Source organism: Acinetobacter dispersus, assembly GCF_009884975.1.
Taxonomy (GTDB): Bacteria; Pseudomonadota; Gammaproteobacteria; order Pseudomonadales; family Moraxellaceae; genus Acinetobacter; species Acinetobacter dispersus.
The window spans coordinates 3,662,885-3,678,749 of sequence record NZ_CP041970.1 but is presented as its reverse complement, the minus strand read 5'-3'; the positions used below and the strand labels follow the sequence as shown (position 1 = coordinate 3,678,749).

The 15,865-nt window shown below is 41.2% G+C and carries 19 protein-coding genes; 12 read left to right on the top strand and 7 right to left on the bottom strand.

Going from position 1 to position 15,865, the window contains the following annotated elements; translation table 11 throughout:
- Window positions 1–14: 14 nt before the first annotated feature.
- From FPL17_RS17015 to FPL17_RS17000, 4 genes are all read right to left on the bottom strand, one after another.
- Window positions 15–854: a symmetrical bis(5'-nucleosyl)-tetraphosphatase gene (locus tag FPL17_RS17015; RefSeq protein ID WP_159886363.1), complete on the bottom strand. Its 840-nt coding sequence runs from the start codon at window positions 852–854 to the stop codon at window positions 15–17.
- The gene (gene rsmA / locus FPL17_RS17010; protein ID WP_005193205.1) at window positions 854–1,666 is read right to left on the bottom strand and encodes a 16S rRNA (adenine(1518)-N(6)/adenine(1519)-N(6))-dimethyltransferase RsmA; all 813 of its coding nucleotides are present in this window, start codon (window positions 1,664–1,666) and stop codon (window positions 854–856) included. The genes FPL17_RS17015 and rsmA overlap by 1 nt, the downstream gene beginning before the upstream one ends.
- Window positions 1,667–1,698: 32 nt before the next feature.
- Window positions 1,699–2,667, bottom strand: coding sequence for a 4-hydroxythreonine-4-phosphate dehydrogenase PdxA (pdxA, locus tag FPL17_RS17005; protein ID WP_159886361.1), 969 nt, complete (start codon window positions 2,665–2,667; stop codon window positions 1,699–1,701).
- 88 nt (window positions 2,668–2,755) lie between these two features.
- Window positions 2,756–3,385: a hypothetical protein gene (locus tag FPL17_RS17000; protein ID WP_159886359.1), complete on the bottom strand. Its 630-nt coding sequence runs from the start codon at window positions 3,383–3,385 to the stop codon at window positions 2,756–2,758.
- A 266-nt stretch (window positions 3,386–3,651) separates the two neighbouring features.
- On the opposite strand from FPL17_RS17000, the gene rplM reads away from it, so the two are divergent.
- Window positions 3,652–4,080, top strand: coding sequence for a 50S ribosomal protein L13 (gene rplM, locus FPL17_RS16995; RefSeq protein WP_004652543.1), 429 nt, complete (start codon window positions 3,652–3,654; stop codon window positions 4,078–4,080).
- Window positions 4,081–4,092: 12 nt separating this feature from the next.
- The gene (rpsI, locus tag FPL17_RS16990; protein WP_004775642.1) at window positions 4,093–4,479 is read left to right on the top strand and encodes a 30S ribosomal protein S9; all 387 of its coding nucleotides are present in this window, start codon (window positions 4,093–4,095) and stop codon (window positions 4,477–4,479) included.
- Between the two features lie 63 nt (window positions 4,480–4,542).
- On the opposite strand, the gene FPL17_RS16985 is transcribed toward rpsI, so the two are convergent.
- A complete protein-coding gene (locus FPL17_RS16985) occupies window positions 4,543–4,938 on the bottom strand; it encodes a hypothetical protein (RefSeq protein WP_159886357.1) in 396 nt (131 codons plus the stop codon).
- Between the two features lie 127 nt (window positions 4,939–5,065).
- Between FPL17_RS16985 and FPL17_RS16980 the strand changes: the two genes are divergently transcribed.
- The 10 genes from FPL17_RS16980 to FPL17_RS16935 all read left to right on the top strand — a co-directional run bounded on the left by FPL17_RS16980 (window position 5,066) and on the right by FPL17_RS16935 (window position 12,969).
- Window positions 5,066–5,725: a glutathione S-transferase N-terminal domain-containing protein gene (locus FPL17_RS16980; RefSeq protein WP_159886355.1), complete on the top strand. Its 660-nt coding sequence runs from the start codon at window positions 5,066–5,068 to the stop codon at window positions 5,723–5,725.
- A 14-nt stretch (window positions 5,726–5,739) separates the two neighbouring features.
- On the top strand, window positions 5,740–6,165 hold the full coding sequence (locus FPL17_RS16975; RefSeq protein WP_005149684.1) for a ClpXP protease specificity-enhancing factor: 426 nt from the start codon (window positions 5,740–5,742) through the stop codon (window positions 6,163–6,165).
- A 15-nt stretch (window positions 6,166–6,180) separates the two neighbouring features.
- Complete coding sequence (locus FPL17_RS16970; RefSeq protein WP_159886353.1) at window positions 6,181–6,846, top strand: hypothetical protein; 666 nt, start codon at window positions 6,181–6,183, stop codon at window positions 6,844–6,846.
- A 384-nt stretch (window positions 6,847–7,230) separates the two neighbouring features.
- Window positions 7,231–7,590: a roadblock/LC7 domain-containing protein gene (locus FPL17_RS16965; protein ID WP_005193216.1), complete on the top strand. Its 360-nt coding sequence runs from the start codon at window positions 7,231–7,233 to the stop codon at window positions 7,588–7,590.
- Between the two features lie 163 nt (window positions 7,591–7,753).
- The gene (locus tag FPL17_RS16960; RefSeq protein ID WP_005193217.1) at window positions 7,754–8,722 is read left to right on the top strand and encodes a hypothetical protein; all 969 of its coding nucleotides are present in this window, start codon (window positions 7,754–7,756) and stop codon (window positions 8,720–8,722) included.
- An 8-nt stretch (window positions 8,723–8,730) separates the two neighbouring features.
- Entirely contained in the window at window positions 8,731–9,273 is a 543-nt protein-coding gene (locus tag FPL17_RS16955; protein WP_151716938.1) for a GTP-binding protein, read from the top strand.
- Between the two features lie 22 nt (window positions 9,274–9,295).
- Window positions 9,296–9,715: a roadblock/LC7 domain-containing protein gene (locus FPL17_RS16950; RefSeq protein WP_159886351.1), complete on the top strand. Its 420-nt coding sequence runs from the start codon at window positions 9,296–9,298 to the stop codon at window positions 9,713–9,715.
- 355 nt (window positions 9,716–10,070) lie between these two features.
- On the top strand, window positions 10,071–11,414 hold the full coding sequence (locus tag FPL17_RS16945; protein WP_159886349.1) for a sphingomyelin phosphodiesterase: 1,344 nt from the start codon (window positions 10,071–10,073) through the stop codon (window positions 11,412–11,414).
- Between the two features lie 12 nt (window positions 11,415–11,426).
- Window positions 11,427–12,356, top strand: coding sequence for a lipase secretion chaperone (locus FPL17_RS16940; RefSeq protein WP_159886347.1), 930 nt, complete (start codon window positions 11,427–11,429; stop codon window positions 12,354–12,356).
- A 115-nt stretch (window positions 12,357–12,471) separates the two neighbouring features.
- Entirely contained in the window at window positions 12,472–12,969 is a 498-nt protein-coding gene (locus FPL17_RS16935) for a ferritin family protein (protein ID WP_159886345.1), read from the top strand.
- A 6-nt stretch (window positions 12,970–12,975) separates the two neighbouring features.
- Here the strand turns inward: FPL17_RS16935 and FPL17_RS16930 are convergent, their stop codons facing one another.
- The gene (locus FPL17_RS16930) at window positions 12,976–14,934 is read right to left on the bottom strand and encodes an acetyl/propionyl/methylcrotonyl-CoA carboxylase subunit alpha (protein ID WP_159886343.1); all 1,959 of its coding nucleotides are present in this window, start codon (window positions 14,932–14,934) and stop codon (window positions 12,976–12,978) included.
- Between the two features lie 91 nt (window positions 14,935–15,025).
- Entirely contained in the window at window positions 15,026–15,856 is an 831-nt protein-coding gene (locus FPL17_RS16925; RefSeq protein ID WP_159886341.1) for an enoyl-CoA hydratase/isomerase family protein, read from the bottom strand.
- Window positions 15,857–15,865: the final 9 nt, after the last annotated feature.

The following is a 15,865-nucleotide window of genomic DNA, read 5'->3' as shown; positions in this document are numbered from 1 at the left end:
AGATCACGGACTGATCAAGCTAAAGGATTATCCACCACAAACATGTGTTGATCTTCCAAACGGAACGCCATCAATTGCTGTCCCCAAACACAGCCACCATCGACATTTTGAATTTGAGTGCTAATAGTCTTGCCCTGCAAAGCTGCCCAATGCCCAAAAATTAATTGATGGCTTTGTGCTGCCTGACTTTCAAACTCGAACCATGGCAGAAAACCAGCAGGCATCGGTGCATCAAGCGCATCTTTAAAATCAAATTCCAAACGCCCTTCTGCATCGGTTAAACGCATCCGCGTCAGATAATTGGTAATACAGCGTAAGCGTGCCATACCCGTCAGCTCATCAGACCATAGATCAGGTTGTGAACCATACATCTCGGCAAGAAAACTATCTAAAACCGAAAGATCGTCATGACCCACCACCTGCTGTACTTCTTGTGCCAAAGCCACCGTCTGTTCGGCATTCCAGATACACGGCACACCTGCATGGGTAATCAAAGTCTGTACATTTGGAGATAGGCTTAACGGTTGTTTACGCAGCCAATCAATTAGCTCATCACCATCAATGGCATCAATCACTTCTTGAGTATGATCTTTGTCTTTGGCCTTTTTAAAACCACGGGCGCAGGCAATCAAGGTCAAGTCGTGATTACCCAACACCGTTGCGGCAGCACCACGGTCAGCCAGCTTTTTAATAAAGCGTAAAGCACCCACCGAGTTTTCACCACGTGCAACCAAATCCCCCGCAAACCATAAAAAGTCTTGGTCAGGATCAAAGCGGATTTCTTTCAGCAATGCTTTCAGTGCTTCGAAACAACCTTGCACATCACCAATGACATAGTTATAGCGTTTAGACATTAAGACACCATCTGATCAGAAAGTGCGACAAAATCAGCCAAACTCAATGTTTCTGGACGAGCCATCGGATCAACGCCTGCTTTTTCAAAGCCGTCTTCTGCCAACATCCCTTTTAAACTATTACGTAGGGTTTTACGGCGCTGGGTAAAGACATGCCCAACCAAACGCGCCAATGCTTTCTCATCCTTTGCCACGATTGGTTTGGTTTCGTATGGCTCTAAACGGAAAACTGCCGATGTGACTTTTGGCGGTGGATTAAATGATCCCGGTGGTACTTCAAATAAGAAGGTTGGCTTACAGTAATACTGAATCATCACCGATAAACGACCATATTCTTTGGTATTTGGCGTTGCGGTAATACGATCAACCACTTCTTTCTGCAACATGAAATGCATGTCTTTGACTTTGTCACCAAACTCCAAGAGATGGAACAACAAAGGTGTAGAAATGTTATATGGTAAATTTCCAACCACACGTAGTGGACGACCATCTTTAAACAGTTCGGTGAAATCGTACTTTAATGCGTCAGCTTCAATAATGGTCAAACGTTCAGGATGTGGCACACGCCCAGGTAACCCTGCTGCCAAATCTCGATCCAGCTCAACTACGGTCAACGCATCACACTCACCAATCAAAGGCGATGTTAATGCAGCCAAACCAGGTCCAATTTCAACAATATTTTCGCCTGTACGTGGATTCACTGAGCGTACAATTTTGGCAATCACACGTTGATCATGTAAGAAGTTCTGACCAAAACGTTTTCGAGCCTGATGCCCTTCATCTTTAGGGTTTAGGGCATTAATTTGATACATAATAATTCCAACGTGAATAATTTACTCGTTAATCACTGACGAGCTAAATCAAGTGCTAAATCCACTGCGACATGCAAGCTTGATGCTTTTGCCTGTCCAGTGCCTGCAAGAGAAAGTGCTGTACCATGATCGACAGAGGTTCGAATAAATGGCAAGCCTAATGTAATGTTAACTGCTTCACCAAAGCCTTGTGATTTTAACACAGGTAGACCTTGATCGTGATACATCGCTAAAACTGCATCTGCATTGCTTAAATTTTCAGGAGTAAATAAGGTATCCGCAGGTAAGCTTAAGCTCATCTCAATGCCTTGTGCTCGATAGGTTTCTAACACAGGATTAATCACTTCTATTTCTTCTCGGCCCAAATAACCATCTTCACCTGCATGTGGATTCAAACCACAGACCAAAATACGTGGTGCAGCAATTTTAAATTTGGTTTTTAAATCATGAATCAAAATATCAATGACTTGCTGTAGACGTTCTTTGGTAATAGCATCAGGCACATCACGTATGGGTAAATGTGTCGTCGCCAAAGCAACACGCAATGTTTTGGTCGCTAGCATCATCACCACACGATCAATGCCAGCAAACTCTTGGTAATATTCCGTATGCCCACTAAACGCAATGCCTGCCTCGTTGATAATCGACTTCTGCACTGGGGCTGTTGCCACACCAACACTCAGTCCTGACAGCGCATAATCAGCTGAACGGCGTAGCTGTTCCAACACATAAGCCGCATTGGCTGAATCTAATTGTCCCAACACAACAGGTTTAGCTAAAGGCACATGTTCAACAAAAAGTTGTCCCTGCACACTAGATTCAGTCTGCCCCTGATAAGCAATCAGTTCAACATCAATACCTAAAAGATTGGCGCGCTGCTGCAACATTTGTAGATCAGCCAGAATAACAATCGGTCGCTCATCGATACGTTCTGCCAAACTGAGACAAATATCAGGACCAATTCCTGCGGGTTCGCCTGAAGTGACATATAAAGGACGCATGTATACCGCCAGTCTTTTTTGATTCCTATCTAGTGTAACCAAAATCGAAGAACAGCTATAGTGCTGGATTTTTAATAATTCAAACGCTTTAAGGAGTAGCGGAAACCTTCGGTAAATTTTGTGGAACTAAATTTGATGGTACAAACTCGACCTTGCGTGTCCAAGGATTAATCTTTGGCTGTACTTTCTTCTCAGGCTGTACAACAACGACTTCTTCTTTTTTCTCAGCGACCACAACACTACTTGCGGCTTTTTCTACCAATGGATTGCTAACCACATCTTTCTTTTCTGCAACCTGGACAGGTTGTGCAGTCTGAGATTCCTTCTTCTCTATCACAGGTGTTGCAACCACAGTACTTACAGGTCGAGTATAAGGTGCTGCAATTGCCCCCTGCTTCACTACAGTTTGTGTTGTTGGTTGTTGAATAGATTGTGTTGTTGCAGGTGAGGCTTGCCCTTGGAGATTCAGTTGATCAACAGGAATCTCAATCGCTTTCATCTCAGCCGTCACTGCCATTGCAGGGTCAACGTGATCATTACCCCGACTTTCCAGTACCTCAAGCTTACGGCTGGTCCCCTCTTTAGGCTGAAATTCTGAATAATTAGTGACGCTGGTCTGATCTACCCATTTATAAAGTCGTCGTGCATTGGTCTGTGTTGAACAAACGCCTATCAACAATGTAACTACAACAATTTTTGTAGAAAACGACAACTTCATCAAATTCCCCAAGAGAAGAGGTTAATACTTCTATTTATTTCAAATATTTGCTAAAAAATAATAGGGCAAATCCCTCCCCCTCACAAGGCAAATAATGTTGCTTGAAATAAAAGTCGCCTTAATTACAAATTCAGTCACATTGCAGCAATTTGTGACGGCTCAGGTGAATTTTTCTTGTGTACTTTTACGAACTCATGTAGAATTCGGTCTCCTTTTGTTTGGACAGATTTTACCGTCCAAACCAACTATAATAGGTAGTGGTTTAAATGAAAACTCTCAGCGCTAAGCCAGCTGAAGTTCAACACGACTGGTATGTTGTTGATGCTTCTGGCAAAACTTTAGGTCGCCTTGCGACTGAAATCGCTCGTCGTTTACGCGGTAAGCACAAGACTTCTTATACTCCTCACGTTGACACTGGTGACTACATCGTTGTGATCAATGCTGAACACGTTCAAGTGACTGGTAACAAATCACTTGATAAGAAATATTATCGCCATACTGGTTTCCCTGGTGGTATCCGTGAGACTAACTTCGAGAAGTTAATTGCTCACAAACCTGAAGCAGTTTTAGAAAAAGCTGTTAAAGGTATGTTACCAAAAGGTCCTCTTGGTTATGCAATGATCAAAAAAATGAAAGTGTACGCTGGTACTGAGCATCCTCATACTGCTCAACAGCCACAAGTTTTGGACATCTAAGGGATACAGCACATGGCTACTAATTATGGTACAGGTCGCCGTAAGACCGCAACTGCACGTGTTTTCTTATCAGCTGGTACAGGTAAACTCGTAATTAACAACCGTACGCTTGAGCAATATTTCGGTCGTGAAACTGCTCGTATGGTTGTGCGTCAGCCTTTAGAGCTTTTAGAAGTTACTGAAAAATTTGACCTTTACATCACTGTTAAAGGTGGTGGTATTGGTGGTCAAGCAGGCGCTATCCGTCACGGTATTACTCGTGCATTGATCGCTGCTGACGAAAACTTAAAACCTGCTCTTCGTCAAGCTGGTTTCGTTACTCGTGATGCTCGTGAAGTTGAACGTAAGAAACTTGGTTTACGTAAAGCTCGTAAACGTCCTCAATTCTCTAAACGTTAATCGTTTTACGAATCGGACAAAAAACCTCGGAATTTTCCGAGGTTTTTTATTGCCAGCTTTTCGTCATTTCTTTTTAGAACAATCCATGATCGCATCACCAGTACCATCGGCAGAAGCAAACTCAGTGACCTTACAGCCATTCTGAGTATAGGTCTTGCTCACTTTAGAAAATTGATGATCTTTCGGGATCGGTGCATTACACGGTTGACCCGTTTTTTCATGAACCATCTGGATTGGACCAGCATTGTAAATAGTGACCTGACAACCTTTCACGACATATTGTTTTTTGATCCCGCCATACTTTTGCCCACTATCATCATCAGCCGCATCAGCAATCACTGCATCAGCAGCAGCACTCTCAACTGATGAGACATTGCCCTGCTCCGACCCTGCAGGTGAGCTAGCACAACCACCCAGTAACAACGCTCCACACAAAACAATCAGGTAATCTGGCTTCATTGTATTTTTCTCTCTTTGAACTTATTGAATCATAAATCTATTCTGTAACAATCATATTGTTCAGCTTTAAGTGATTTCCAACGTTAATTTTAGTATTCTAAACAGTCAACCATAATTTTTTGGACTTATGTCTTTAGAAAATCCCCCAATCCCTGTCCAAGGCATTACGCTTTATAGTCATGCAGACGATTTCCGTTCACACTGGATTCGTTTTTTACTGGCTGAAAAACAAATCAAATACCAACTGATTATCACTGACCATGAAGATGAAGATTTAGCGGACCTCAATCCCTATAACCAACTTCCCATGTTGATTGAACAAAATCTAAAACTATTTTCGGCCAATGTGATTGCAGAATATCTGGATGATCGTTATCGCCAAAATAAACTCTATGCCGATGCACCAATGGCACGAGCAGAACAACGGCAATATATTTGGCGTTTTGAACAAGATTGGTTCAAATTAGCCGATCACATGTTGAGACACACAGATACGCTGGACCCTAAACAAAAACAACAGGCTCAGAAAGAACTTAGAGATACGCTGATTTCACTCACCCCCCTATTTCAACATTTCCCATTTTTCATGTCGGAAACATTTTCAATCCTCGATTGTATGTTGGCCCCAATCTTTCTACGTCTAAAAAGTATGGGGATTGAATTACCTGCACAGCACTGTCGGCCTATATTCTTGTATTGTCATCGTATCTTTAGCCGACCATCTTTCATTAAATCAATGACAGCTCAAGAAAAAAACAGCTACAATGAATTGATTTCAACGATTTAATAAGTTTTTCAATTATGTCTGAGCAAATAACTTTTACGCCTACACGCCCCTATCTTGCTCGTGCCATTTATGAATGGATTTGCGATAACCAGCTAACCCCTTATTTATTGGTTGATGCAACGCAACCCCATACCGATGTTCCATTACAATTTGTCAAAGATGGACAAATTGTCTTAAATCTTGCACCACATGCCATCCATCAATTTCATATGAGCAATGATGCAATCACTTTCTCGGCTCGCTTTGGTGGCGTTGCAAAAGAGATTTATGTGCCTATTCGTGCTGTATTAGGAATTTATGCAAGAGAAAATGGACAGGGCTTGTTCTTTGATGCTTCTGAATATGCGGAAATCGAAGATACAACTGCTCCTCCTGTGGATGAAGGAAAGCAAGACGCTGAACCAACTAAAAAGAAACCTTCACTAAGAATTCTAGATTAAGCGAGGATAGACAAGATGGCATTTGACTTAGTTCAATATTTTTCTGAACAAATTAAAATTCAAAAACCGCAACTTTTTAATCAATATTCTCCTAAAGAAAAACAATCTTATATTGATGAAGTGAACGTGTTAGCCCTTGGACAATTGATTAGCCTGTGGAAACAAAATCCACAAAAACTATATCAAGAAGTTCAAACAGCTGATCCGCTTTACATTCAAGAGGTTGCTCGCCATCTCACCACTTCAGCCCATAATCAATCTACACTGAAAGCCTCAGAGCTTGAAGCCAGCCTTTCTGATGTACTGACGCTACAATTGGCCGAATTAAAGCAACTAGATCAAACAGGGAGCTTTGGCCAAACAGGATTGACAGAGCTTTTAGTTGGTCAAATTGAACATTTATCTGGCCAAGCTGAGGATTGGGTTTGGTCAACCAATCAACTGACCGAATTACTCGGTTCTAAACCTGTTGTACAGCAAGAAGTGTCGCTTGAAGAAACCATGCAAGAATTTAATCAAATGGTTCATCAAGCACAACCAAGCGCACATGATGATCATGAAGAGACTATCGAAGTTGAAGCGCCAGTAACACCTGCTTGGGCGTATATTGTTTCTCCTTTTGTGGCATTGGTCATTTTGCTATTTTTGTATTGTTCATATTGCCAATTAATTTCAGCCTAAACCGATAATAAAATGATAAAGAAAGTAGGTTTACTTTCTTTATCATAGACTTAGAAAAAATTAAACTCAGTTAAAATATTAATTAATTTATTTTAATTAAAATAATTTACATTTATTTACAATCAAAGATTCAATTCCAATTCAGATATTAATGTGTTTAACATCACAATAAAAACAAAATCCAATCCTCAATTAATATTTTTATTTGTTTATTTGACAAAAATTGTCAATTATTAGCAATCCTGTCATTTCAATTATTTTAAAGTATGATTGATTTAATAAAAGAGTTTCCTATAATGAGATTAACTACTTTTGAAAACTAATCAAAAACAGAAGTGGCAAATATAAATTCATAAACAAAGATGTATTAGTAGAGATAAAATCATGGCTAAAATTTCATTAGAAAGCTTAACAAATATTGATGGGTTCGTTGCAGCAGCTTTAGTAGACACAGAAAGTGGTTTGGCGCTAGCAACACAAGGTGGGGGCACAATCGACTTAGAACTAGCAGCTGCAGGTAATACTGAAGTTGTTCGAGCAAAACGCCGTGTAGCTAACTCACTGAAACTTAATGATGATATTGAAGATATCCTCATCACTCTGGGTAAGGCATATCACTTAATCCGTCCACTTGAAAGCAATGGCAACCTGTTCCTTTATCTTGTATTAGACCGCACTAAATCTAACCTAGCGATGGCTCGTCACGAATTAAAAACCTTTGAAAAAGAGTTAGACTTTGCTTAACTCTAAGTTTAAATACATTTAATATATTAGGCTACTTATATATACTCTTATTTTATTTATTTAAAATAAATTAAGAGTTATATAAGCAGTCTATTATTAGTCTTTAGTATTATTAGGCTAATTTTTTGCAGTCCAATATTTTATAAAACATTAAAGTGATACTATGAATGGACATTGCATTAATATCGCAATTTCAGGTATAAGTTTAAAAGTTTCAGATGAATTAAAAATAGAGCTTAGAAAAACAATACCTCATGAATTTGGCATTAACTGGATCAATATTGCCGATCCAAATATCGACTTATTACTAATAAATGAAAATTTTTTTGAAACTGAAGGTATTCAACGAATTTTAGAACAAAAAAAACTTCCCTGCTTAAAAGTTTCTAAAGGAGAAGGTACACAGCACATAGAAGAACACAATACGCTTTATTTGCCTTTTCAGCATACTGATGCATTAAAAAACTGGATTCATATTCGCCTTTTAAGCTACCTCACCCATCAACAAGCCCAACAGCCCAGAGTTGAATCCGTTTCTAACCATAATGCGATCAATGCAAAGTATTTAACCGACATGTTAAATCCTGAAAATGCACGACTGCATCTGTTTGATGATCATGGCACCCTAGCCATCATCGATACTCGCAGTCAAATTGCATGGCTCGAACCAACGCGGATACATACACAAACCAACCAAAGCTTTAAATATGAGTTCGCAACGACATCGAACTTCACCAAAGTATCACGTAAGGTTGAATATAACCTACAAGATTGGTTATGGAACCTGTTTTGGCATTCGCTGGAATTCCAACGCTTAGCACCAAATGAAAATGAATATTACAAAATCGAATATTGGCCACAGCCAGCACAAAGCACAGAGCGCAAAACGGCTCTCTTACTTGCCGCTTGCTTTATACAAGGAGCCCAACTGTACCAAGTTGCCACACAATTAAAACTTCCTATTCAAACGGTTCAACAATTTATCGCTGCCTGCATTCTTTCAGACAATGGCGGCATTATCCCGGCTTCAGAAAGTCATTATCTAAAAACAGAAACTACTGAGCAAACAATTGAACAACAAGGTTTTTTAAATAAATTTTTCGGCAAAATTAGACGCCGCTTTGGGCTTTAAGGATTGATATGATTCTCCAACAATATAAAATTGTGTTTGCAGGAAGCATGGGCGCAGGTAAAACGGAAGCAATCAAATCGCTTTCAGAAATCCCTGTGCTCGCAACCGAAGCATTCAATACAGATAGTCAGGCTCATAATAAAATGCAAACTACGGTGGGTATTGATTATGGCGAAATTACATTAGATGACGGTGTAAAAGTTGGTTTATATGGCACACCTGGACAATCACGCTTTGATTTTATTTGGCCCGTGATTTGCCAAGGTGCATTGGGGGTAATTTTACTGGTCGATCACAATAGTAAAGTACCTATCGAAGAACTTGAAAGCTATTTAGACACCTTCAAAGACTATACCCAGAACATCTCGATTGGCATTACCCATGTTGATGAAAATAAAGGACAACCCACGACCATTTATCGTGAGTGGTTGATTCAAAATGAATACCACTATCCACTATTTTTTATCGATGCACGTAAACAAGAGCATATTTTGCTGATGATTGAATCACTGATAGCAGCATTAGAAGTCAATTTAAAAGCAACAAATTAATTACTTTATAAAGAGAAGAATTATGTTCAGTATTCCCAGTCAGCAACGTACGGCACCCAAAGAGCTGATTCAATTTGCAAAGGGTCAGGCCAACGATATTCTAACCAATATCCGAGGGGTAGATTATATTATGCTCTGCTCTACCGATGGATTTGAGCTTGCCTCGATTTACAAGAAAAACCCCTATAACAGCACTAAACTTGCGGCTGTAAGTAGTTCAATCTTGGCAATGGTTACCGCTTTCCTGAATGAAATCCAGCTGACGGGATGCCAAAGTATTACCTTGGATGCAGAGAATGGTAAGGCGATTCTTACTTCAATTCCGGCCCCCCATCATCCAATGGTGATGGTGACCCTAAGCAATAAAGATGTCCTACTGGGACAACTGCTCTATAGCTTAAAGCAAGCCAGTGGTGCCATTGTCGACGCAGACCAAGCTTAATTTTTCACCTCTAAAATCTGACAGGCGTAAAAGCTTGTCAGATTTTTGTCATTTATAACTTCTATAATAATACTTTACTTTTCAATTTTCATTTTTGAATCTTCATAAGCTATAAATTTCACTAATTAGCTGTCCTACTTTGTTTAAAAAACCCTAAATAAGTCATAAATCCAGAATAAAACATTGTTTTTAAAAACATCAGATGAATGGTCATTAATTTAAATGATTTAGCAATATTTTTTCATTATTATAATTTTCGAACAAATAACAATCATAAAATTTTCACAAATGAATAATTTCAACAATGAAAGTTTGTATTTGTTCAAATATTATTAAGCACTATGGAGAGATAAAGATGAAGCTGAAGAGCTTAAAACTAGGCGCAGGGGTCGCGCTCTTAATCAGTGGTTTTTCCACCCAACAGACCTTGGCTGATTCCTACGTGTTCGTGACCAATACCACGCCACAAACCGTATCAATACAAGTCAATCAAACTGGGGCAAGCTTACAGCAAGGCAATGAATGGGCGCAGGAAGCGACTCAACTTGCACCGTACGAGACCAAACGAGTATTACGTATCAACCGTTATACCGGAATCAAATCTGGTAAAACCTATAACTTTGATACTGTTCTCAGCAGTGGCAATTCACAAGTAACCCTAAAGCAAACCATGACGGGAACCTGGTCGGGCAGTAATATTAAACACGGGATTCAAACGGCGACCACAACATCGCCTTGGTATTCAGATCGTGATGTACATCGTATTAACACAACTTATGCTGGTTTATCAGCACAAGCAGCAGTGAAAGCGGAGTACACAGGCGGTTATGATGATTTCCACTACACCATTCATCAAAACACGGTTCAAGAGCCTGTTTCAACCAGTGCCGATGAGTTAAAGGTACTAACTTATAATATTTATGCCCTCCCGATGGTGGCGAGTAAAATCAGCGAACGCTTGGCTGAATTACCGAACCATTTAAACGGTTACGATGTGATTATGATGCAAGAAGCCTTTGCTTCATCACGTACAGGCATGCTGAATCAACTGGCACAACAGTATCCATATCAAACCCATATTCCAGTCGGTTCTGGCTATAACTTATTTGATAGTGGTTTGGTGATTGTAAGTCGCTATCCAATCGTCAAAACAGCACAATTGATTTATCCAGATTGTACAGGAACTGATTGTTTTGCGGATAAAGGCGTGTTGTATGCGGAAATCATTAAGAATGGTAAGGCTTACCATGTGACCTCTACGCATACAGCCTCTTTTGATACCGATGCAGCACGCGCATTGCGTCAAGTTCAGTTCAAACAAATTCGCCAATTAGTGAATCAGCAAAATATTCCAAGTTTTGATGCGGTACTCATGGGCGGTGATTTCAATGTGAATAAACTGTTATGGCCGCAAGATTATCAAGACATGTTGACCAATCTGAATGCGACCGCAGCACCAAGTACTGGTTATACTGAATCTACCTTTGACCCACGCGTGAATAAGTTGGCTGGGGCTGCAGGTTCAGGCGGGGCAACAGTGGAATATCTGGATTATGTCGTAGCCTCAAACAACCACCGTCAACCGACTCAGTCTCGTAATGATGTTCGCATCTTACGTACTACAGCTGACCCGCTGTATATGACGTGGGATCTTTCTGATCATTTCCCTGTGATGGGACAATTTAATTACGGCCCATAAACGGAATTCGGTATGAATAAAAGACTATTGCTGACAATGCTTATTGTTGTCGTGGTCTTGGTCGGGATTGTAGTTTGGAAGAGCACTGCCTCTTCCGCTGCAATCCAGCACACCAAATCCACTGCATCATCTCAAGATTCATCAGCACAGATGAGCGATGAAAGCATGCCAAACAAAACCAAGGACGAAGTTTTTCAAGACTCCCTATTGAAGCAATTAAAACTATTACAACAGCAACCTGGCAATATCACCGAGTTTCTCAATGATTTTAAAGCCAACTGCCCTGTCACTGACTGTAATGCAGCTTTAGCAAAAGCTTTAGCCAATTACCCAGATCAAAACTTTGCACATTTGGTTGAGAGCTTATTAAAACGCATGCCGCAATATGAACAGCAGATGCAAAATACCGTGTTATCAACCTCCTTATCGCCAAAAGAACGCTTTGATGCATTGTGGAAACTGAGAGAACAGACCTTGGGGCAAGCCGAAGCGATGCTGGGCTTTGGGCAAGAGCGTCAGTATGCAGCTTATCGTTTTGCCTACAATGATTTGGCACAGAATCAGAAACTCAGTGCTGAACAACGTTTAAAAGCCTTTGAGGAGCTGCAAAAACAGTATCCTGATGCAACTCAACAAGAAAATAAAATGGGGCTTTATGAACAAGCACTCGGTTTAATTCATCAAGGGCAGCATAGTCCTGCTGAAACACAACGCTTAAAACAAATGTTACAACAGCGTTATCTGACTGAGCAGCAACGCCAAGACGTACAGCAGCGTGAACAACGTGAAACCCAACAACAGCAACAAGTTGATCAATATCAGCAGGCTGTGCAGCAGTTACAACAAGAGATGGAACCGTTAAAAGCACAACTCTCAAATGAAGAATGGCAAAAGCAATATCAAAGCCGTTTAGAAAATTTACGTTTGAAAATGTTTCCTTAATTTAGCTTAAACCATCTATATGACAACTATAGATGGTTAAGTGCTTGTCTTGAATATTTTTTATGCTATTTATAATAGATTAACCCATCGATTGTTATTCTTGGAAATCAAAGGAATGCATTATCCACAATATCAACAAGACCTTAACACTGCACTTGAATCAGAAATATTGGGTGAACTGATCTTTTTAAATGCAGCCAAACATGCACACTCAATTGAGCAGCAACAAAAATGGCAAACGCTGGCTAAACTGGAAACCCAAACCCTACGCAAGTTACAGCAGTTCTTAACCCAACAAGGTCAAACAGCCACAATTCGTTTGCATGTAAAGTTACAGGCCAAGGCATCAGGCATTGCGATGGCCAAACTGCCTTGGAAACTGTCCATGCATTTACTGAAACAAGGTACGCAGCCGTTTATGGCAACGTTTGAGCGGATGCAGCAACACGCAGATGCCAACACACAAGACTTTCTCCACTATTTGTTAGCGCATGAACAAGCCTTGGCCGAATTTGCAATACAAGAATTACTGGGGAATTCAGAGCATTCTTTAGATGCGGTGTTGCACTTACTAAAAACGAGGCATAACACCTCGCTTTTTTGTTCTATTTGATTACGCTCAAGTCGTGCTGAGGTTTAATAACAATTGACGTTTTTTCACTTGTTGCCCGACTTGACCAATCAACTCATCTACCACACCATCCACGTCGGATTTGATTTGCTGCTGAATCTTCATCGCTTCGAGCACCAATAAGGTTTGCCCTTTTGTTACCGAATCTCCGACATTGACCAGCAAATTCACAATCGCCCCATCCATTGGTGCACGAATTTTACCATCACCCACTACCTCTGCCGCTTCTGGTGCTGCATAGGTGATATTTTCAATCAGCACATTACCATTAGCTGCATCCAAATATAGTTGATCCTGATCAAAGACATAGGCGAGCTTGCGTCGAACACCGTCACAGCAATAAACAATCTGCACATCACTAATGCTTACAATCTTGATTGTCGCTTGTTGATCACAGAACTCAACCTTAACCTGCTGCTGATCATTTTGTACATGCAGCAAGATCTGCTGATCGGCATATTTCAGTTTCAGTGGAAACGGCATACCGACACCCGTTTGCCAAGCCACTTGCTGCTTATTCTTCTGGGTAAACAGTGCTGCTGCAACGGCTAAGGTTTCAAGCGGTAAAGCTTGTTGATGCAGGCTAATATCATCTTGGAAGTGTTGTTGAATAAATGCGGTATTGGTATCTCCCGCCACAATGATCGGATGGCGCAACAAATTGACAAGAAACTGCTTATTGCTATTCACACCTAGTAATACGCAATCATCAACCGCTTTGGCAAGCAGGCGAATTGCATCCTGACGGGTCTTGCCATAAGCGATCACTTTGGCCACCATCGGATCATAGAAGGGACTGATTTCACCATGTTCTAGCATGCCATGATCAATACGAACATTCGGTAAACTACTATCGTCACCCGCTGCTTGCCAACGCAGTACTTTACCGGTTTGTGGTAGGAAGTCCTGACGTGGATCTTCTGCATATAAACGAACTTCGATCGCATGTCCGTTTAGGGTCAATTCATGTTGTTGTAAAGGCAAGGTTTCGCCATTGGCAACACGCAATTGCCATTCCACCAAATCCAATCCTGTGACCATTTCTGTGACTGGATGTTCGACTTGTAAACGCGTATTCATTTCCAAGAAATAGAATTCACCCGATTGATCAAGCAGAAACTCGACCGTGCCTGCCCCGACATAATCACACGCCTGTGCTGCTGCAACAGCTGCTTCACCCATTTTTTGGCGTAGTTCAGGTGTCATCACTGGACAGGGCGCTTCTTCGACCACCTTTTGATGACGGCGTTGAATCGAACAGTCCCGTTCAAATAAATACACATAATTGCCATGCGTATCCCCAAACACCTGAATCTCAACATGCCTTGGGGCAATCACCGCTTTTTCTAAGATCAACTCACCCGAACCAAAAGCATTTTCTGCTTCCGAACGTGCTGTTTTTAATGCTTCCAATACCTCAGCAGCGTGTTGGACCAGACGCATGCCGCGCCCACCACCACCTGCTGATGCTTTGACCATTAAAGGATAGCCAATCTTCTCAGCTTGTTGCGCTAGATAATCAAGGTCTTGCTGATCGCCTTCATAACCAGGCACACAAGGTACACCTGCTTGAATCATGGCAATTTTAGAAAGACGTTTACTACCCATCAGCTCAATCGCAGCAGCGGTCGGCCCAATAAAAGTGATGTCATGATCAAGACAAGCCTGAGCAAAATCAGTATTTTCAGACAAAAATCCATAACCAGGATGTACCGCATCCGCACCTGTCTTTTTGCAGGCTTCAATAATATTGGCAATGGACAAATAAGATTCGGAAACTTTAGATGCACCGATATAAACCGCTTCATCCGCCAGTTGGACATGACGGGCATTGGCATCTGCATCTGAATACACAGCAACTGTTTGATAACCCATTGCTTTGGCTGTTTGCATCACACGAACAGCAATTTCACCACGGTTTGCCACTAAGACTTTTGAAAAACTCATTGTTTTATCTCTATTATGAAATCCCTCTCAATCCACCTCTTAACGGAGGAAGTCCCTCTTATTAATTAATAAAGAGGGTTTGGGGGAAATTTCAGTCAAACCAATTTGGATTACGTTTTTGAATAAAAGCCATGGTGCCTTCTTGTCCTTCTGCGCCACCGACTGCCTGAGCAAACTGTTGTGCCGCATCATCCAAAAGCTGCTCTAAAGGCTCATTCAGTGTCCGATGCAATAAAGCTTTGGTATTACGGGAAGCCAATGGTGCAGCACGTTTAATCTGCTGAATTATCTCTGTAAGCTGTTTTTCCAGTTCAATATCATCTTGTGCAACTTGATGAACAACACCTAAATCTACAGCCGTCTTGCCATCAAAACGTAAACCCAATAACGCCAAACGACGGGCTTGGGTCAGACCAATCCGCTTCACCACAAAAGGCGCAATTTGCGCAGGTAAAATACCTAGACCTGTCTCAGGTAGGCCGAACTGAGCGGTATCACGGCTGATGGCAATATCTGAAACACAGGCAAGACCAAAACCACCACCAAGTACTGCACCTTCCAAAACCACCACAACGGTTTGCGGTGCTTGATCCACTTGTTCAATCATGGCACCAAAACGACGGTTAAAATCCACATAAGGCTGTAAGCTACCGCTATTGGCAGCTTCAATGCGTAATCCCGCCATATCCTTGATATCACCACCTGCACAGAAATGCCCACCTTGACCACGTAAAATCACAGCGCGAATGGATAGATCATCGACAATCTGGCTAAACACCTGTTGAATGGCTGTGACCATCTTTAAACTCATGGCATTACGACTCTCAGGACGATTCAGCCATAGCGTTAAAATGCTGCCTTGTTGCTCCAGCTGTATGCTGTCATCTATCTCTAAGCCTGCAAGAGAAGTTGTAATTGTCATGCTCCTGCT